15 protein-coding genes are annotated in these 19,201 nt (G+C 58.9%); 7 read left to right on the top strand and 8 right to left on the bottom strand.

Going from position 1 to position 19,201, the window contains the following annotated elements; all coding sequences use genetic code 11:
* Positions 1 to 15 precede the first annotated feature (15 nt).
* Genes QP888_RS08490 through QP888_RS08480 form a run of 3 tightly spaced genes read right to left on the bottom strand, consistent with a single transcriptional unit; the run spans position 16 to position 2,956 of the window.
* Positions 16 to 1,275 carry a polysaccharide biosynthesis protein gene (locus QP888_RS08490; protein WP_284813122.1) on the bottom strand — a complete coding sequence of 420 codons (1,260 nt, stop codon included), beginning with the start codon at positions 1,273 to 1,275 and terminating at the stop codon, positions 16 to 18.
* Positions 1,276 to 1,286: 11 nt separating this feature from the next.
* Positions 1,287 to 2,132, bottom strand: a complete 846-nt coding sequence (locus QP888_RS08485) for a glycosyltransferase (protein WP_284813121.1) — start codon at positions 2,130 to 2,132, stop codon at positions 1,287 to 1,289.
* Complete coding sequence (locus QP888_RS08480; RefSeq protein ID WP_284813120.1) at positions 2,132 to 2,956, bottom strand: alpha/beta hydrolase family protein; 825 nt, start codon at positions 2,954 to 2,956, stop codon at positions 2,132 to 2,134. Before QP888_RS08480 ends, QP888_RS08485 begins: the two co-directional genes overlap by 1 nt.
* Positions 2,957 to 3,073: 117 nt before the next feature.
* On the opposite strand from QP888_RS08480, the gene QP888_RS08475 reads away from it, so the two are divergent.
* Positions 3,074 to 3,688, top strand: coding sequence for a CG0192 family protein (locus tag QP888_RS08475; RefSeq protein ID WP_284813118.1), 615 nt, complete (start codon positions 3,074 to 3,076; stop codon positions 3,686 to 3,688).
* Between the two features lie 24 nt (positions 3,689 to 3,712).
* Here QP888_RS08475 and QP888_RS08470 read toward each other — a convergent pair whose 3' ends face one another.
* Complete coding sequence (locus QP888_RS08470; protein WP_284813117.1) at positions 3,713 to 5,698, bottom strand: M13 family metallopeptidase; 1,986 nt, start codon at positions 5,696 to 5,698, stop codon at positions 3,713 to 3,715.
* A gap of 28 nt (positions 5,699 to 5,726) precedes the next feature.
* Here QP888_RS08470 and QP888_RS08465 point away from each other — a divergent pair, with 28 nt between their 5' ends.
* Entirely contained in the window at positions 5,727 to 6,446 is a 720-nt protein-coding gene (locus QP888_RS08465) for a hypothetical protein (RefSeq protein ID WP_284813116.1), read from the top strand.
* Between the two features lie 2 nt (positions 6,447 to 6,448).
* Positions 6,449 to 7,327, top strand: coding sequence for a PrsW family intramembrane metalloprotease (locus QP888_RS08460; protein ID WP_284813115.1), 879 nt, complete (start codon positions 6,449 to 6,451; stop codon positions 7,325 to 7,327).
* Here QP888_RS08460 and QP888_RS08455 read toward each other — a convergent pair.
* The 3 genes from QP888_RS08455 to betT form a co-directional block, all read right to left on the bottom strand.
* Complete coding sequence (locus QP888_RS08455) at positions 7,296 to 8,894, bottom strand: aldehyde dehydrogenase family protein (protein ID WP_284813113.1); 1,599 nt, start codon at positions 8,892 to 8,894, stop codon at positions 7,296 to 7,298. The two genes, QP888_RS08460 and QP888_RS08455, sit on opposite strands and share 32 nt — an antisense overlap.
* A 172-nt stretch (positions 8,895 to 9,066) precedes the next feature.
* The gene (locus QP888_RS08450; RefSeq protein WP_284813112.1) at positions 9,067 to 9,978 is read right to left on the bottom strand and encodes a S1 family peptidase; all 912 of its coding nucleotides are present in this window, start codon (positions 9,976 to 9,978) and stop codon (positions 9,067 to 9,069) included.
* A gap of 15 nt (positions 9,979 to 9,993) precedes the next feature.
* Positions 9,994 to 12,168: a choline BCCT transporter BetT gene (betT, locus tag QP888_RS08445; RefSeq protein WP_284813111.1), complete on the bottom strand. Its 2,175-nt coding sequence runs from the start codon at positions 12,166 to 12,168 to the stop codon at positions 9,994 to 9,996.
* Between the two features lie 213 nt (positions 12,169 to 12,381).
* Between betT and betA the strand changes: the two genes are divergently transcribed.
* The gene (gene betA / locus QP888_RS08440) at positions 12,382 to 14,154 is read left to right on the top strand and encodes a choline dehydrogenase (RefSeq protein WP_284813185.1); all 1,773 of its coding nucleotides are present in this window, start codon (positions 12,382 to 12,384) and stop codon (positions 14,152 to 14,154) included.
* A gap of 16 nt (positions 14,155 to 14,170) precedes the next feature.
* On the opposite strand, the gene QP888_RS08435 is transcribed toward betA, so the two are convergent.
* Positions 14,171 to 15,763: a PepSY-associated TM helix domain-containing protein gene (locus QP888_RS08435; protein WP_284813110.1), complete on the bottom strand. Its 1,593-nt coding sequence runs from the start codon at positions 15,761 to 15,763 to the stop codon at positions 14,171 to 14,173.
* A gap of 311 nt (positions 15,764 to 16,074) precedes the next feature.
* Here QP888_RS08435 and QP888_RS08430 point away from each other — a divergent pair, with 311 nt between their 5' ends.
* The 3 genes from QP888_RS08430 to QP888_RS08420 all read left to right on the top strand — a co-directional run bounded on the left by QP888_RS08430 (position 16,075) and on the right by QP888_RS08420 (position 19,189).
* Complete coding sequence (locus QP888_RS08430; RefSeq protein WP_284813109.1) at positions 16,075 to 17,025, top strand: aldose epimerase family protein; 951 nt, start codon at positions 16,075 to 16,077, stop codon at positions 17,023 to 17,025.
* Positions 17,026 to 17,224: 199 nt separating this feature from the next.
* On the top strand, positions 17,225 to 18,880 hold the full coding sequence (locus tag QP888_RS08425; protein ID WP_284813183.1) for a sodium:solute symporter family protein: 1,656 nt from the start codon (positions 17,225 to 17,227) through the stop codon (positions 18,878 to 18,880).
* A gap of 18 nt (positions 18,881 to 18,898) precedes the next feature.
* Entirely contained in the window at positions 18,899 to 19,189 is a 291-nt protein-coding gene (locus QP888_RS08420) for a hypothetical protein (protein ID WP_284813108.1), read from the top strand.
* The last annotated feature ends 12 nt before the right edge of the window (positions 19,190 to 19,201 follow it).

Below are 19,201 nucleotides of genomic sequence, written 5' to 3'. Positions count from 1 at the left end.
AAGCGTTACTATATCCTAATCAGACGCGTAATTTGCGCGAAGGCGCGCCAATGTGGCCACATGCCAGACCACACCGGCCAATGGGCCCACCGCCAGGGCGAGCGCAGATCGGGTCACCAGGTCCAACGGCAGCAGCAGCAACAAGATATACGCAATGGCTGCCGCCCACCAGCCTAGGGTGTATGAGCGGTGGCGCTGATGCGCCAATACCGCCGAACCTGTCACCATCAACAGCGCGGTGCCCACCGAGGCCGCGGTCAGTACCGCGAGCACCCGGCCAGACAGAATGAAATCGTCGTCCAGAAACAGCCCGAACAGCCGCGGCCCGATCGCCCATGCCAAGCCCGCGCCGACGACACCCAGAACGACGAGCCCGGCCGCCGGCGCGCGCAAGGCGCCGAGTGGTTGCTCGCGGCGCTGCAGGAAGAACATGACGACGGCTGATTGGAATGCCGTGAGCGGCACCAGCAGCGGGGCTCGGGTGAGCATGACGCAGTACAGCAACGCGGCGATGGGCACAGCGGTGCTCGTGGGGGAAAGTGCCAGGCTGAGATCCACAAGTGCGGGAAAACCGGTGACCATCAGCGCGGTCGCGGCGGTAGCGGCCATAGCAGCGAGGCTGTTGCGCCAAAACTGCTGCCCAGTCACGTCAACCGCGGCATGTAGAAAGCCCACCCGATCGCGCGAAGTGGCAATGATGATGATCCAGGAGATCGCACCGCAGACTGTGGCGACCATGAAGCCGATTTGATAGCCGGCATCCGGAATCATCTGCACCGTTAGATAATCCAGGGATAATACCGCGGCGATAATTAAGCGCAGCACAGCATCCATGCCCAATAATGCGGCGTAGCGGTTCCAACGTTGTGTGCCAGATAGCAAGCCCGCCACCGTCTGCTGCACGAAAATGCTGGCTATGCCGAAGGCCATGAGAATACTCGCCCACCAGGAATGTTGCGGGGCCACCGACGGCGCCCACCACAGCGCCGATAACGCCGCGAAAGCGCCCAACCCGATGCCGACGGCAGCACCGATGCGCAGTGGGTTGGCCTGATTTTTTAGCGTGGGGTTGGTGGTGTGCTCGGTTGCCGCCTCGCCCACCGCGCGGGTAGTTTCTTGCAACATGCCGTTGGCCACGGCCGCGACCGCGAAAAACGAGGACCAAAACACCAGCCAACGATCTGCACCATCGGTGCCCAACACGGCTGCGGCCAACACCATGACCACATAGCCACTGGCTGCAGCAAAGACCATCGCCACTGTCATCCAACGCACGGATTTGCTCCTTAATTTTTTTCCTGCTCCACCGCAGAACGGAACAACGCTCGGTAGGCCAAACGCAGAAGCGGCCCTGGTAACAGACGAAAAGAGTTACGCAGCAGGAAATTAAATACTGCACGCGGCCACGAAATCAGCCCATAGCTGACCAAGTTGCGTTGCAGATGCCATTCGGAAATAAACGCCCGTTTATTCAGGCGACGCTGAAACATCGCGCTGTTGACCCGAAAGTACAACAAAGGTTCTGTTAAATTCGCTGCCTGCGCCCCGTTGGCCAGCATACGCGCGAAGAGATCGTAGTCCTCTAAAAAGTCCACCGGCCGGTAACCGCCAGCTGCACGGACGCATTCGGTGCGCATGATAATGGTCGGGTGATTAAACGGCGTGGCGGTTTTAATTCGCGTGGCGATCTCGGAAGTCTTCGTGCCGGCACGTCGAGCAATCACCAGATCTTCCGGCTTGCCTGCTCCATCACCGTCGAATTCATACATCGCCGCCCCCAGTAGATCCAGGTTTTCGTCGACAAGCACCGGGAGCTGGGTGGCAAAACGTTGCGGCAAGCACACATCATCGGCGTCCATCACCGCGACATAAGTGGTGGTAACTTCATCCAGGCTACGCTGGCGTGCGATCGCGGAACCACGGTTTTCAGGCAAGCGGAACAGCGTGATGTGCTCGGAGTATTCCGCGAGCACGGCATCGAGTTCCGCGCCTAACGGACCGTCGGCAGTCACCAAGATTTCGTGCGCCGGAAGGGTCTGCCGGAGCAACGAGTCCAGGCATTCGCGCAGCGCGGCGGGTTTATCTTTGTGATACACCGGCATGATTACACTGAAGTCTGTACTGTGCTCCATCAGCGGCCGTCCCAAAATTCTGCGATCCCCTGGAGAGCTTCGCGCGAAACCGTCGGGGTGGCCACATGCCGTTGGGCGACGAGGTCTTGTACCAACACTCGTGCATCTGTTGCTGGTGCGGAACCACTGGTGGGATCACTGCTAGAGAATGTCACCGCGAGGGAGTCGACAAGCTCGGCATTATCCAGCAGCAAATCGGCCCCTGCCCACTTGCCCCAGGCAACAATTTCACCATCACCGCGGGCGGATTCCACGGCCTGGCGCACAAACGTGCGCGCCTGCTCGACGGTAGCTTCTGGCTGTAACGGAAAGTGCACGCTCAACACCGCACGCTGGGAATAACCGGCCAGCGCGGCAATCTCCGGCTCCCAGGCCATCTCGCGGGCCGCCCCGGCATACCACCAGCCTCCGACCACCGCGACGGCCACACCGCGCGGGTTTTCTGGGATATACCAGCGGCCGAACTCGTCGTCACGCGTGTCGATGCCACCGGCGTAGGCAGTCACCGGCAGGGAATGATCCACCGCGCTGCCCAGCATAATCATCGCGGCATGCGTGATGCGATCCGGCAGCCGGGCGAGGTAATTTTCCAACTCCGTGCGCTGCTCTACGGAGCCCGTGTGCGCGGCTTCGGCTTCCCAGCCAGGGGGTTTGTCGTAATGCGCATCAATAAACGACGCCAGCTGCTCCAAACGTTCGCTTTCTGGCATCTCACGCTCGTGGCCGCCGATCTGAAAGTCGTCGTACATGCGGGCTTCTTCCGCACTCAAACCTTCCGGGCGCTGCTTGCTGACGTTTTTATTAATCGCGCTGTTTTCCGTCATGAGTTGTAGTTTACGTGGTCTGTCCAGCCGATTAATTGAGCTCACTAATCCGGCAAGCTCATCCAGCTGGCTCGGTACTATGGGGCCCAACAGCGATCCATGTGAAAGGAGTCTCTGATGACCGCAGTCGCAGAAATTTTTAACGCGAAATTGCAGCCAGGCAAAGAAGAAATTGCCGCACAATACGGCAATATTACTGACTTGCAGGGCTTTTACCGCCTGGTGGACCCAGCCGGGGAAGTCGGCATCGAGGTCTATGTCGGCACCGGCGATTCCGAGCAGCTACGCCAACTACCCTTGAGCTACCGCGCGGCCAACAACCTGGACCCGCATGCAGCGGATAACCCGATCGTGTCCATGCAACACTCGGTACTGGGGCAGCGTTCCGTGGCCTACGGGCTGTGCGATTCCGTCGCCGTGGAACAGTGGGTGCGCGCCATGATGACCGGGCAGCGGGGTGCCGCATTTTCCAATGGCATCATCCCGATTTTCGCCATCCGTGGCACCGGCAAATCCCCCGATACCCACATCAGCGCGGTGAACTTGGACAAGGGCACTCCTGATTACGCGGAAGGCACCGTCAACGTTGACGGTGAGGTGAAACGCTTCGAGCTGCACTTCCGCACAGAATTAACGCCCAGCGAGCAAGATGAAAAAGTCACCTATAGCTTGCTGGGCGTACACCGCGACAATGGCGAAGAATATGTCCTCGCCAGCCTTACGGTGAAATAATAAAAGCGGCTGCGCGCGAAGTAACTACCAGATGCTTACGCGCTGCTCCGGCGGCAAATACATTGGCGAATCCGGGCCAACTTCTTCGAAAGCCTCGTAGAATTCGTCGATATTTGCTGCGATCTGATTACAGCGGAATTCCGCCGGTGAGTGCGGGTCAATGGCCAAGTACTGCTTTGCCATTTCTGGGCGAATCGCAGTGCGCCACACCCGGCCCCAGGCCAAAAACAGGCGCTGCAGGCCGTTGAATTTCCGCTCATAAAGCTCCGGCTGCGCATCGTCCACGTCAAAGGCTGCCACCGCGGTGTCGTCGTAGCTCATGCCGCGATCCTGCAGGTACAGCCGGTATGCCACCACAGCGATGCCCAAACCACCCAGATCGCCAATGTTTTCACCCAGGGTGAATTCGCCGTTCACGCCTGGCTTCTCGACGGTGTCGGTGTTTTCAGCGTTGCCGACAGAACCGTCTGTACCACTTTCTGCATCCCGCAGCACCGACGGCACCAAACCGTCAAATTGCTGTACGAGTTTTTCGGTCAGCTCATCGAAGGCTTCGCGGTCTTCATCCGACCACCACTGGTTCAGATTGCCCTGGCCGTCGTAGTTCGAGCCTTGGTCATCAAAACCGTGACCAATCTCGTGCCCGATGACGGAACCGATTGCGCCGAAGTTTTCCGCGGCATCGGCTTCTGGGTTATAAAACGGTGCGCGCAAAATCGCGGCCGGGAAGGTGATGTCGTTGACCACCGGGTTATAAAACGCGTTGACCGTCTGCGGGTTGGCCACCCACTCGTCGCGACGCGCAGGCTTACCCACTTTGTCCAGCTCATAGTCGTGGCTAAACGCAGCCCCGGCGCGAACATTCGCCACCAGATCGGCACCGTTCGGGGAAAACTCCAGGCCAGAATAGTCCCGCCAGGTATCCGGGTAGCCGATTTTCGCTTTAAACTGCTCTAATTTTTCCAGCGCCCGCTCGCGGGTAGCTTGCGTCATCCACTCCAGATCAGAGATGCGCTGGCGGTAAGCGCGGATCAGGTAGTCCACCAGTTCCAGCATGTCTTTCTTGGACGAGGCCGGGAAGTGCTTGTCGACGTAAAGCTTGCCGATCTCCTGGCCCACCAAAGATTCCACGATACCGACGCCACGCTTCCAGCGGTCACGCTGCTCGGTGGAACCGGTGAGCTGACGGCCGTAGAAATTGAAATTCGCCTCGCTGATCTCTTCGGTGAGAATGCCAGCGCGGGAAAGCAGAATGTGCCAGGTGGCCCACAGCTGCCAGTCGGCCAACCGGTCGTCGGTCAAAAGCCCCACCAGGTGCTCAACGTAGCTCGGCATCATGTTCACCAGGCGATGCTCCGGCAGTTTTCCGCCGCGCAGCAAGCGCTGGATCAACTCTGGCAGTTCGTCGAAATCCATCGGGTTATAGGTTTTCAGAGCATCGCGGCTAGCAACCACATCCCAATGCCCAGAGGCGATATCGGTTTCCAGGGCGACGATACGCTCTGCGGCGACATCGGCATCCAGCCCGAACAGCTTCGCGGAATCCACAAACCTCAACATCTTTGCGACGTGCTCGCGGTAAGCAGCCAGCGTATCCGCGTGGGTTTCGCTGTGATAATAGGCCTCATCCGGCAGACCAAGGCCGGATTGCACCAGGTACGCCACCGCATCTTCACTGCCAGAGTCTTTTTCTACCCAGAACGTCAGCGGGCTGCCCACACCGACGCGTTCTAGCGCGCCCAAGTTTTCGACGAATTCTCCAATATCAGCGACAGAAAGCTTGGCGAAGTCGTCGGCAAGCGCTTCCAACCCAGCAGCATTGACACCCTCGGTGTCCATGAAAGAAGCAAACAGGCTCCCGGCGCGGCCGGTGTCCTCATTCACGATCTTTCGGACGTCATCTTCGGATTGATCACGCAGTTTGTGGAAGGTGCCATCCACGGCGCGATCATCCGGGATCACATGGTTTTCCAACCACGGGCCGTTGACATAGGTATATAGGTCATTCATGTTTGCTTAGTTTACTAGGCTGGCTAGCATGCCCGCTCCCGTTTCCCCGCCCGATCTACGCTCACCCCAACTTCGCTTATACCGCAGCCAACCGCAACGCACGACGCTGCTATGGGTGGTGCTTGTCGTTGTGGTCACCGTCGCCATGCTCGCGCCCGTGGTACTCAGCAAAGCGACCCCGTCAACACGCCAAGCCACTGCCCCACTGGTGGTATCCGACCCACTGGTGGGTTCGGAATTACACCTGGCGGACCGGGAATGCCCCGTCGACGCATTGGCGCTGACCGGCCAGGGGTGGAATTGCCCGGGGCTACATATTGAGGCGATAACCACCCCGCACGCAGGCGATCCGGACCTGGCTTTGCGCCGCATGTTCCGGTTTATCACGGGTACTGACCTGCCCGAAGGCGATATTTTGCGTGAGGGTGAACAACGCCTGCTCATCGAACCGAATGGTCGAGGTATTGCCATGTCGACGAGCGAAATCGGGGCTTCCCAGGTGATTGTTTTCCAGGGACTCATCAGCGAAAACTTAGATATTATTAGCAGTTCTTGGCGCGAAATTTCCGGGACCGAACTGCCAGAAATCGTCCACGAACTGCTGCAAGGCTATTCCGGTACTGGCAGCTCCGGTACTGGCAGCGATGCTGCAGAAAACCCGCTGCCGCAATCCGTCCACAACGCGGCCATCCATAACGCGTCCGGACACACAAATGTATCCACACAAACAGTCAGGCGGCACGTATAACCATGAGCAAACTATTCCGCTATTCACTGTTCTTATTCATCCTGGTGGGACTGCCATTCATGGCGATTCCTGTGCTGCCGAATGCCCTCGCTTTACCCACCCCGGCTGCGATCAGCGCCGTGTTTACCTTGTTGTATTTGGCCGTGCTCATCGCGGTAGTTCGTTGCACCCGCCTGTGGCCGTATCAAGGTTGGGCGCCCGCGGTTCTGGCGATGTTGTGGGGTGCGGGCACCAGTTATGCATTGGTGTCGGTAAGCGCGCCGTCGATCATTGACCTTGCCGCGTATACCGGTGCCACCACGACGGCCGCGTCCTGGGGCGGGGCCTACCCGGAGGAGATCGCGAAAGCCACCGGCGTGGTTTTCATTTTATTGGCGTTTAAGCAGCTCAACCGTCCGTGGCATGGTTTTGTCATCGGCATGCTGGTTGGCTTAGGTTTTGAATCTTTTGAAAATCTGCTTTACGGCATCGTGATGGCGCCGATCCACCCGTCGTCGGATGTCATGGGTGTGCTGCAGATTTGGGGCGCCCGGGTGTTCCTCGGCCCGTTTTTACATATCGCGTTTACCGGCCTTGCCGGTTGGGGCATCGGTTGGGCCTTGTTCGCCGTCGGCCGGGGCTTGGCCTGGCGCCTGGCCCACGCGCTGGGCTGGTTTGCCGTGGCGTTCGCCTGCCACTTCGGCTGGAATATTCTTGGCGACGACCTCGTGCTGCTGATCGGCAGCAAGATCGTCACCGGAATCGTGCTGTATGCGTCATTTATCTACGTCTGGGTGGCCGCCTTCAAGGCAGCCAAACCCCAGAACGAGTTATATACGGCAGTCAGTCAGTTACCAAGCAGTCAGTTACCTACTGCTGACCAAACTGACCGTGCACGGTAGGCGTCAGGTTGTGGTACACGTGCTTGTGCTCCTGGTATTCCGCCAAGCCGACCTCACCTAGCTCGCGGCCATTACCGGATTGCTTGTAACCGCCCCACTCTGCCTGTGGCAGGTACGGGTGGTAGTCGTTGATCCAGATGGTGCAGTGACGCAGACCGCGCACGATGCGCTCGGCTTTGCCGGCATCGGTGGTAAATACTGCGCCGGTCAGGCCATAGATGGTGTCGTTGGCGATCTCCAGGGCCTCGTCTTCATCGCGGAAAGTCTCGATGGTCACGACGGGGCCGAAGGCTTCGTCATAGACGAAATCCATGTCGGCATTGCGGTCGACGCCATCGATGACCGTCGGCAAGTAATAAAAACCTGCGCCCAGATCCGACTTCCCGGTGCCGTGCTGGCCGTTGGTGTCCTCACTGGTGGCAGCGCGTCCGCCGGAGAGGATCTTAGCACCGTGCTCGCGGGCTTCGTCCACGTACCCCGCGACTTTTTCGCGGTGCTCGGCGGAAATCAGCGGGCCGGTTTCGGCCTTGTCGTCGGTGGGGCCGCCCAGCTTGATGTTGTTGGCGCGCTTGGCGAATTCTTCAACGAATTTATCGTGCAGCGATTCCTCCACCAGAATGCGCGAACCCGCCGAGCAAACCTGGCCGGAGTGGAAGAACGCGCCGTTCAACGCGTTGTCGACGGCAACGTCGAAGTCGGCGTCGGCAAAGATGATATTCGGGTTCTTGCCACCCAGCTCCAGGGCCACGCGCTTGACGGTTTCTGCCGCGTTGCGGGCGATGAGCTTGCCTGTCTGCAGGCCACCGGTGAACGAGACCATGTCCACGTCTGGGTGGGTAGACAATGGGTTACCGCAGGCAGCGCCAGCACCGGTGATCAGGTTGGCCACGCCGTCGGGCAGGCCGAGTTCCTTGGTCACGGCCATCAGCAGCATTGCGGTGTGCGGGGTCAGCTCTGCCTGCTTGAGCACGAAGGTGTTGCCAGCGGCGATAGCAGGTGCGACCTTGTAAGCAACCTGTAGCAGCGGGTAGTTCCACGGGGTAACCATGCCGACGACGCCGACTGGTTCGTGATCAATGCGCGAGCGCACATTATCCATGCCCGGATCGATCACGCGGCCAGCCTGGTGTCCGATCAGGGTACCGAAATGATCGAAGGCCGCAGCGATATCATCCATATCCACCAGGGAATCTTCGAAGCGTTTGCCGGTGTCGGCGGATTCTGCAGCGGCGAAGAGTTCTTTATTTTCGCGGATCTTATCCGCGATGCCGATGACCAGGCGGCCGCGTTCCCGGGCTGGCACCGACGACCACACGCCGGAGTCAAAAGTTTCGCGGGCGACCTTGATGGCCGCGATGGTGTCGTCATCCGTGGCTTCCGAGACCGCACCCACCGTGGTGCCGTCAGCGGGGCAGCTGATGGTGCGAGTGCCGCCTTCTTGTGCCTGGCGCCACTGCCCACCAATGAACAAGCTGGCCGGGGCGTCGTTTCCGGCGCGGTAGACGTCGGCAAGCAAGTCCGTGGTGGTGGGGTCAAACAGCGTGCTGCGGTTATTCGCGTTGGTCAAAATGACACCTTTCGCTTGGGGTCGAATGTTTCTCGAATATCCCAATTTTACTGCGAAAGGTGGTCACGCGCTGTGCAAGTTTGCTCACGCTATGTGCTTGCCAACGCCGTCAGATAGATTCTTCTGCGGTTCATTTCAGCGTTGCCGAAACAAGAATTTTCCGGACAGAAATTTACAGGCTGGACGACGACAGCAACGAGCTGCCCAGGTGTGGTTGAGCGGGTTGTGGCGCCTGCTCCTGTTTTTTATTGTGCTCAGGGCCGGTTTCTTCAGCGCCTGTTTCTTCAGCGCTCTCCTTTTCAGCGCCGGTTTCTTCAGGGTTGCCTATTCCAGCATCCGGCTTCGGCAAATTTTTATTTTGCGAAAGTTTCTCCACACCGTTGACCGCGCCATTGCCCAGGTTTGGCTCGTCACCGTTTTTCGCCATGGTCTGTGTGATCCAGTCCAGCTGCGCAGAAATATCAGCCAAATTCAGTGGCACGCCATCACCGGAAATTGCAGAAGCCACACCAGAAAGCTTGCCGTTGATGAAGAACGGTCCGCCGGAATCACCTGGCTGCGAGTACGCACCGTCTTTGTGATGAATGACATACATCTTGCCGTTGTTGTAGCTACCGTCCTGGTAGGTTCCTTTCACCTCAGCTTGCGAATGTGGCAGCCGCTCATGCGAAGTGTTATCCCAGCCGTAGAAGGTTCCTACCTGGCCTGGCTTCGGTTCTTCAGTGGCCAGCTCTGGGTAGCTGTCAAAATCAAACGAGGAGTGCGTAGACATGCGTACCAAGGAAATATCGCCACTTGGTGCGTGATACACCTCTTCAGAGCCTTTAGTGCCAGTCTTTTCAATTCCGGTGCGCACCAGCTTCGCGGTGGTCCCGTCACCGAAGCAATGCCGTGCTGCCAGCACCCAGTGTGGGCTGATGGCGGTGCCGGTGCATCCAGCGACGATGACGACGTTTTTCGCGTTGGCATCGTCATCGGAAACTGGAGTGCCGCCCTGTACGGCGTGAGCGGCTGGAGTAGTAATAACGCTTGCCGCCATCGTCGCGGCAGCGACTACGGATAGCGCAATCTTATGCATATTCATGCGCTATATAATACTTCATTCGGAGAAGTCTTCTTTCCAACTGCGAACCGGATTCGAGTTATCCGACAGATCCGAGGAACCACGCAGCGGCGCCTGCATGTGCAGATACTCCAAGTGGCGATCGTAGAGGTCCAGCACGTTATTGATCAGCTGATCCTCGTCGTAGCCATAAACATCAAAGCCCATGGAGCCGTTGTTGTCGAAGACCTCCAGGCGATAATAATCGCTGCTGCTGTCCACAAAATCCGGGCTCTCGGTCTGGATTGGGTACAGCTGATAACGGAACTCGCGCTCGTCGCCCAGCTGAATTTCCAGGTCCAGCTGCGGCAGCTGGCATTCTTCCACCAGGCTGGTGAGCAAACGCGCATCCAAACCTTCACTGCGCAGCTCGGTGCAGAGCTTCTCCAGTGCAGGGGTGGCGGTATTCTCGAAGTATTCGGTGATTTCCTTGCCACTTGGCCAACGGTTGGCACGACCAATCCGGGATTTCCACCGCGCCCCGCCGACGCGACCGGCGATCGCGGAATGCAACGCCACCGCGCGGGAATCACGCTGGATATTTTCTTGCCGCAGCGACTTCCACAACGAGAACATCACCATCCACATCACGAAAGCGAACGGCAAGCCCATGATCACCGTGGCTGCCTGCACTGCGGCGACGCCACCAATGCCCAGCATGCCCAGGGTGAGCACACCAACGGTCAGCGACCAGAACACGCGCAACCACGGCGCACCATCCTGACGGTGGTCCACGATGTGCGAGGTGAAGTTCGCCATCACCAGCGCACCGGAGTCTGCCGAGGTGATGTACAACAACAGACCACACAGGGTGGCCAGCAAAATCAGGGCCGATGCACCCGGGTAGGTGCCCAGCAATTCGTAGAAACCGGACTCAGGTTGGGCCATCGCGGTTTCGGCGAATTCTTCATTGTTGCCGCCCATGACCACATCCAGTGCCGAGTTACCGAAAAACGACATCCACAGCACGATGAACAGGAATGGGAACATCAAGGTACCGATGACGAATTGGCGCAGGGTGCGGCCACGAGAAACGCGCGCCAGGAACAGACCAACGAATGTTGCCCACGCGATCCACCAGGCCCAGAAGAACAACGTCCAGGCTTCCATCCACGCGCCGACGGCTTCCTGATCATCCGCGTAGGCGTAGGTGTCCATCACCCATGCTGGGAAGCTCGCTAGCATCGTGCCGACGTTATCGATCAAAGCATTCAGCAACCAGGCGGTCTTACCGGCGATGAGTACGTACGCACCCAGGAAGATGGCGACGGCCACGTTAAGCTCAGAAAGACGACGAATACCCTTGTCGACGCCCGAGATCGCGGAAATCGTCGCGACGATGACGCCGACAGCAACCAAGGTAGCCTGCAGCCCCATGGTGACTTCGAGACCAAAGATGAGGTGCAAGCCGTAGCTGAGCTGGACGACGCCGATACCCAGCGAAGCAGCAATACCGAAGACGGTGCCCAACATCGCCGCGATTTCCACGGTGTGACCAGCGGCGCCGTGGATGCGCTTGCCGATGATCGGATATAGCGCCGAGCGGATCGCCAGCGGCATATTCAGGCGGTAGGCGAAGTAGCCGAAGGCCATACCCATCAGTGCATACATCGCCCAACCGACGATGCCATAGTGGAACATCGCCCAGGCCACCGCCTCTTTTGCCGCGGCATAGGTTTCTGGGTCCGTTGTTGGCGGCTCGAAGTACTGCGTGAGTGGTTCGGCAACGCCGAAGAACATCAAGTCGACGCCAATGCCCGCCGCAAACAGCATCGAAGCCCAGGTGTACAGGCTGTATTTCGGGCGGGAGTGGTCCGGCCCCAAGCGGAGATTACCGGTGCGGGAAAATGCCACTACCAGCACGAAGATCACCACTGCGGTGGCGGTCAAAATATAAAACCAGCCGAAGTTGCTGGCGATCCAGCTCGTGATCGCGTTCAGGTTGTCTTCCGCGGATTCCGTCGCCAGGAACGTATACAGTGCAATGGCCAAAATGATCGCACTGGAAAAACCAAACACGACCCAGTTCGGCTTGGCTACCGGCACGTCATCACCGTGGTCATAGCCAGTTTCGGCACGGAAGGTTCCCACCAATGCCCGAGGGATAAACCGCGAAGCCTTACTGTCTGTACTGCCCGTCGATTGCGGTTCAGCTGAATCAGCCACCACCATCTCCTTATATTCTGCTGTTGTGCGGATTTTTTGATTCCACTTTGAACCGATTCTCAGTTTTTCAAGCTTTTTGACTGTATACCATCACACAGTTATTGGCTAGGGCTATTTTTCGCCGCTAGGCTGGGCTATTGTTCCGCACGCGGCTACCGCCGTGGGCACAAGCAGTAGAAAGGACGCAGCGTGAGCATTTTTTCGCGACTGTTTAACACCATGAATGCCGCAACCTCGGCGAAGAAAGCGTCGAAAAACTCGGCGCCAGTGACCGATGAGGTCAGCGACGTCGTTGTCGTCGGCGGTGGATCTGCAGGATCGGTGGTTGCCAACCGTTTGACCGAAGACCCAGACACCCGCGTCGTCGTGTTGGAAGCTGGCCGCCCAGACAGCATCTGGGACCTTTTCATCCACATGCCCTCAGGTTTTTCCTTCCCAATCGGCGACAAGGACTACGACTGGGTGTATGAAACCGAGCCAGAACCAGAGATGAACGGCCGCCGCGTGCCACACGCCCGCGGTAAGGTGCTCGGCGGTTCCGGTTCCATCAACGGCATGATCTTCCAGCGCGGCAACCCACTCGATTATGAAAAGTGGGCAGAAAACCCAGGCCTGGAGCACTGGGACTACGCGCACTGCCTGCCGTACTTCAACAAAATGGAAACCGCGAAGGGCGCCGACGCCAACGATCCGCGCCGTGGCCACAACGGCCCGCTGTACCTGTCCCGCGGCCCGGCCACCAGCCCGCTGTTCCAGGCACTGTTCAAATCTGTGCAGGAATCCGGCTATGAGCTGACCAACGACGTCAACGGCTACCGGCAAGAAGGCTTTGCGCCTTTCGACCGCAATATTAAAAAAGGCCGCCGCCACTCGTCGGCACGCGCCTACCTGCACCCAATCTTGCAGCGGGAGAACCTGGAAGTGCGCACCCAGGCATTCACCCGTCGCGTAATTTTCGACGGCACCACCGCCAAGGGCGTGGAATACGAATGGCAGGGCGCTACCCGCCGCATCTACGCGGACAAGGTCATCCTGGCTTCCGGGGCTATCAACACGCCACAGCTGCTGCAACTTTCCGGCGTGGGCCCGCGCGAATTGCTGGAAGAACACGGCATTGACGTCGTCAAGGAACTGCCTGGCGTGGGCGAAAACCTGCAGGACCACCTGGAGGTCTACATCCAGTATGAGGTAGACACGCCGCATTCCTCGCAGCCGTACCTGCGCAAGTGGCGTTGGCCGTTCATGGGCCTACAGTGGTTGCTGACCCACAAGGGCCCAGTGGCAACCTCCCACTTTGAAGCCGGTGGCTTCGTGCGTTCCAACGACGACGAAGAATACCCGAACCTGATGTTCCACTTCCTGCCTATGGCGGTGCGTTACGACGGCACCCCAGCCAAGGTCAAGCATGGTTTCCAGTGGCACGTCGGCCCAATGTTCTCCGACACCAAGGGCTGGGTGCGCATCCAATCGGCAGACCCACACGTCAAGCCAAAGATGCTGTTCAACTACCTGCGCACCGAGCAAGACCGCCGCGAATGGGTCGAGGCCGTGCACAAGGCGCGTGAACTGATGGCCACCGACGCGATGGCCGAGCACGGCACCCGTGAGTTCTCCCCAGGCCCGGATGTGCAGACCGACGAGGAGATCCTGGAGTGGGTACGCAACGACGGCGAAACCGCTTTGCACCCTTCCTGTACTGCAAAGATGGGCGCTGAGGACGATCCGATGGCCGTCGTGGACCCAGACACCATGCAGGTATGGGGCACCGAAGGCTTGTACGTCGTCGACTCTTCGGTATTCCCATCTATTACCAACGGCAATATTTACGCGCCGACGATGATGGTGGCCGAGAAGGCAGCAGATTTGATCAAGGGCAAAAACCCACTGCCTGCCAACAACGCGCCGTTCTACCGTGCCGGTCAAGACATGCCGTTGTACGCCGAAGGAGAAAAACGCCGCGACCACGTCGAGGCGCCTAGCTCCTGGGAGTAATAAAAACCGATCCTAATTAAACACGTGCGCCGTCCACAGCTGCACGCCTGGTTTCGTGCCCGGTGTGCCCGGTCTGCCCGGCGCGCTTGCTCAGCAACACGTCGGCAAGCAACATCGCGGCCAGGCTAATACCGAATAGCGGCAAGAAACCGCCCACGGCAACCAGGAATATTGCGACGATGATCCACTGTGTGCTGCTCAGCTTGGTGCGTGGCCCTGGGATGCCTGCGGTCGCACCCGGGGTTGGGCGGCGTTTCCACCAGATCAGGTAGCCCAGCACCACCAGGCCCGCGATGGCCAGCGCGGTAACCAGCAGCAGGATCTGCAGTGGCAGGCCGAACATGATTCCCATGTGCAGGTAAATGCCCCAGGAAGTCAGTTTGGAAAACAGTGGCAGTTCGGAAAATGGCAGGCGGTCAATGACTTCGCCGGTCTCACCGTCGACGGAAATCGCATCCGAGGTGGTGCGCCATTCGGTCCAGCGCTCACTGGCCTGCCAGCCGTGCTCCACGCTTTCGCCTGGGTACATGCGCAATGAACCAGTCAGGCCCTCTTCACGAGCCGTCGCCAGAACCTGATCGGCCTGTTCGGCGATTTCCTCCGGGGTCCAAGCGCGAGCTTCTGCCTCGGACGCCGCGCTACCGCCGTGGCCAGCGTGCTCTGCGTGCAGGCCTGCCTCTGCTGCCGATTCCCCGCTGAGTTCCGTGGTGATCGGATCCGCCCGCCACTGCAACGCTTCCACGGTGCGGTTCACGTTTGCGCCAGCATAAGTGGACCACGTAATTCCGGTGACTGAGAGTGCCAGCATGCCGATGAGCATCCAGGTACCCGTCACGCCGTGCAGGCTGACCAGGCGACGACGTCCGGTGCCTTTGTTTTTGGCGTCTTTGGCATCCTTGGCATTTTTGGCGCCACCATTTTTCGTTTCTTTGCCGGTACGCGCGTTACCGAACCCGAATAGCTGCTGCACCTTTTTATTGCGGGAAGCCCACAACACCAGGCCACCGAAGGCAAAGAACCACAGCCAGCTGGCCGCCAGCTCCGAGTACAGCTCACCTACTGGCCCCAGGTGCATGCTCTCATGCAGGTGTGAAATCCACCTGCGCAGTGGCAACTCGCCCAGACCGGAATAGGACGGCTCATCACCGACTACCGATCCGGTGTACGGGTTGACGAACACGCTGCGCAGTTCTGCCTCGTCAATGGTTTCGTCGATAAGCAGCACGCGCGTGGTCTCACCTGGCTCCGACGATGGCCACACCTGGGCAATATCCAAATCCGGGAAGGCTTCGTGGGCGTTATTTACTTGCTCTTCCAACGTGATGGTGTTGGTAACACCTTCTGCCCCAGGTGGCGGGGTGACGGTCAAAACGTCCTGGTACGCCAGCTTTTCTGCGGTGGGTGCGACTGCGTACAACGCGCCACTGATGGCTGCGATGAGCAGGAACGGTCCGATGAACATACCCGCATAGAAATGCAGGCGTCGGAGCAGCGCCACAAGTGCATTGGGTTTGCGTGCGCCACGTGAATTGCGCGCAGAGGTCTCGTCGACGGCGCCAGCAGGCATCGTTGCTGATGCTTGCGCTGGGCGATCTTGGCGTAGAGTCATGGACAAAAGCCTTCGGGTTCGGGGACTAAAACTTGTTTTGGTGAAGTTCTCGTCTGCAGCCGCGAACTACACAAAGTAGTCGCACCCCGAGTGGGAAAAGTTCCCAAGCATTTTTAACGCTTCGGATTGGTGATCTTTTCAAGTCAACCGGTTGAAACTTCCCAGTGAAATACGCATGCGACCCAAAATTGTTAGATTAGCACCCCCTCTAAATTAACAATTTTCGCCAATTTTCCGAATAATGCACAATTACGACTCGCTTGAGCCACACCACCGCGGAACTTTCCACCGCACGATTTAAACTGCTGGGCATGACTTCTCACGCTGAGTCGAATCATCAAGCACCGCACAATCAAGCGCTGCAAATCTCCGCTGGCGCCTACACCGCCACGATCGACCCACATGGTGCTGGCCTGGCAACCTTGCTTTACGACGGGAAACCCCTGGTAGCGGGCTATCAGCACGCGCGTCCGCTCACCGCCGGAGCACTCCTCGCACCGTGGCCCAACCGCACCGGCGACGGAATCTTTTCCCACCACGGCACCATCCACCGCCTGGCCTGCAACGAGGCCGACCGCAACAATGCTTTACACGGCTTTGCTGCCGAAGCGAACTGGGAAATCACCGACCACTCCCCCGGTTCCGTCACTATGCAGTGGCAGGGCCCGGCGCGCACCGACTGGGCCTGGCCGCTGCACTATTCCATCACCTGGGCGCTTGCCGACGATGGCCTGTCCGCAGAACTTACTGTCACCAATACCGGCTCCGAAACTGCCCACCCCAGCACAGCATCCAGCCCTTTCGGCGTGGGCTGGCATCCGTACCTCAGCGCGCTGGGTGCACCGCTGGATGAGTGCACCTTATCCATGCCAGCAGCTACGAATCTGCCGCTCGACCCAGACCGTTTGCTTCCGGCGGGGCCGGAAATTCCGGCGACGGAGATCGTCGGCAAGCAGCAACACATGGCGGGAATAGAGCTGGATCATTGCTTCCGGTTGGACGCACCCCAGACCAGCAGCGATCACACCGCCCACCAGATCGAGCTGCGCAATGCCGCAGGTGGTGGCGCCGTACTCTGGGCGGATGAATATTTCGGCTGGTGTCAGGTTTATACTTCCCCAGAATCTGCCCCAACGATCGGGCGTGCCGTTGCCGTGGAACCGATGACCTGCCCACCGAATGCACTGCGCAGTGGTGAGAGCTTGCTGCAGTTGGCGTCGGCAAGCAGCACGACTTTCCGCTTCGGAATTTCCGCGATTTAGGCCCCACCTCACCCTAAACTTAGCCTTTAGGGTTATGATGAATTCGCCGCACCGCACCTAGCATATGATGGTTACCTAACTTGGGTAGTTTTCGCTGCTAGGCGCACATCCATTTTCCTTCGCACAGGGACCGAGCGGGCCAGCAATGCAGGTTATCCTCGGCCGTGGGGAAGGCCTATTTTTCCGGGAGGTTCCCGCTATGCAGGAAGACGGCCTGCTTTTGAATGCGTCCTGGGTGGACTACACCCTGGTGGCGATTTATTTCTTGTTCGTGCTCGGCATCGGCTGGGCCGCGAAATCGAAGGTGTCGAGTTCCATCGACTTCTTCTTGTCCGGACGCTCGCTACCAGCGTGGGTGACGGGCCTGGCCTTTATTTCCGCCAACCTGGGTGCTGTCGAAATCGTCGGTATGTCCGCCAACGGTGTGCAGTACGGCTTCGAAACCATGCATTACTTCTGGATCGGCGCCATCCCGGCGATGGTGTTCCTGGGTATCGTGATGATGCCGTTCTACTACGGATCCAAGGTTCGTTCGGTTCCCGAGTTCATGCGCCGTCGTTTCGGTAACGGTGCGCACCTGGTCAACGCCCTGTCTTTTGCCTTGGCGCAGCTGCTGATCGCCGGTATTAACCTGTTGCTGCTGGCCAAGGTCGTCAACTCACTGCTGGGTTGGCCGCTGTGGGTCACGCTGGTGATCGCCGCGGTCATCGTGCTGTCTTATATCACCTTGGGCGGACTGTCGGCTGCCATTTACAACGAGGTGCTGCAGTTCTTCGTCATCATCGCTGCCCTGCTGCCGCTGACCCTGATTGGTCTGCACAGCGTCGGCGGTTGGTCTGGACTGAAGGAAAAAGTCGCTGATCCGAGCCACTTCAGCGCCTGGCCAGGTACAGAAATTTCTGGTTTCGACCACCCCATCGTTTCCGCCATCGGCCTGGTCTTCGGCCTCGGCTTCGTGCTGTCGTTCGGTTACTGGACCACCAACTTCGTTGAGGTGCAGCGTTCCATGGCTGCGGATTCGTTGTCGTCGGCACGCAAAACCCCGATCATTGGTGCGTTCCCGAAGATGTTCGTGCCGTTCATCGTCGTCATCCCGGGCATGATCGCCGGCGCCACCGTCACCCCGCTGATGGATGGTTCCGCGGAACCGAACGACGCCATGCTGTACCTCATGCGCGATCTGCTGCCGAACGGCCTGCTGGGTGTCGCTTTGGCTGGTCTGCTGGCTGCTTTCATGGCTGGTATGGCCGCGAATATTTCTGCGTTCAACACCGTGTTCTCCTATGACCTGTGGCAAACCTACGTGGTCAAAGACCGTGAGGACGACTACTACACCCGTGTCGGCCGCTTGGCGACGATCGGTGCCACCGTTATTGCCGTGTTCACCGCGCTGCTGGCGTCGAACTTCGGCAACGTCATGGACTACCTGCAAACCTTGTTCGGTTTCTTCAACGCACCACTGTTCGCCACTTTCATCCTGGGTATGTTCTGGAAGCGCATGACCCCGACTGCTGGTTGGGCTGGCCTGGTCGCCGGTACTGGTTCTGCGATTGTTTATTGGGCGATTGCTACCTTCTCCGCCACGGAATCCGGCCTGTTCAACCTGCCGGGCCAGGGCACCGCGTTCGTCGCAGCATCGCTGGCCTTCATCGTGGACATCCTGGTTTCCATCGTCGTATCCCTGGTCACCAAGCCAAAACCGGACGAAGAGCTGGTGGGCTTCGTCAAGTCCGTCACCCCGAAGGAAAACCTCACCGACGCCGCCGAAAATGGCTTGCCGTGGTACCGCCGCACCGTCCCGTTGGGTGTGCTGTGCCTGGTGTTGGTCGTTATCCTCAACGTCATCTTTGTTTAATAAGGAGCACGCATAATCATGAGTACACAAGGATCGCAGCGCTCCCACACGGCCGGCGCATTCGATATCCGCAACGTCATCGGCGCACTGCTGGGCCTGTACGGCCTGATCTTGCTGCTGAGCTTTTTCTTCCTGGACCCAGGCGTGGATGCCGCGACGGGTGCAGCGAAGGATTCCTCATACAACCTGTGGACCGGCGTGGCGATGCTGGTCGCGGCCGGTGTGTTCTTCTGGTGGACGAAGGCCAACCCGATCAAAATCGACGAGGCTGAGACCGAAGCCAATCCCGGCGATTCCACCACCCGCTAAGTCTGGAGTTTT

The sequence above is a fragment of the Corynebacterium sp. MSK297 genome (assembly GCF_030232885.1).
Taxonomy (GTDB): Bacteria; Actinomycetota; Actinomycetes; order Mycobacteriales; family Mycobacteriaceae; genus Corynebacterium.
This window is presented reverse-complemented; position numbering and strand designations above follow the sequence as displayed.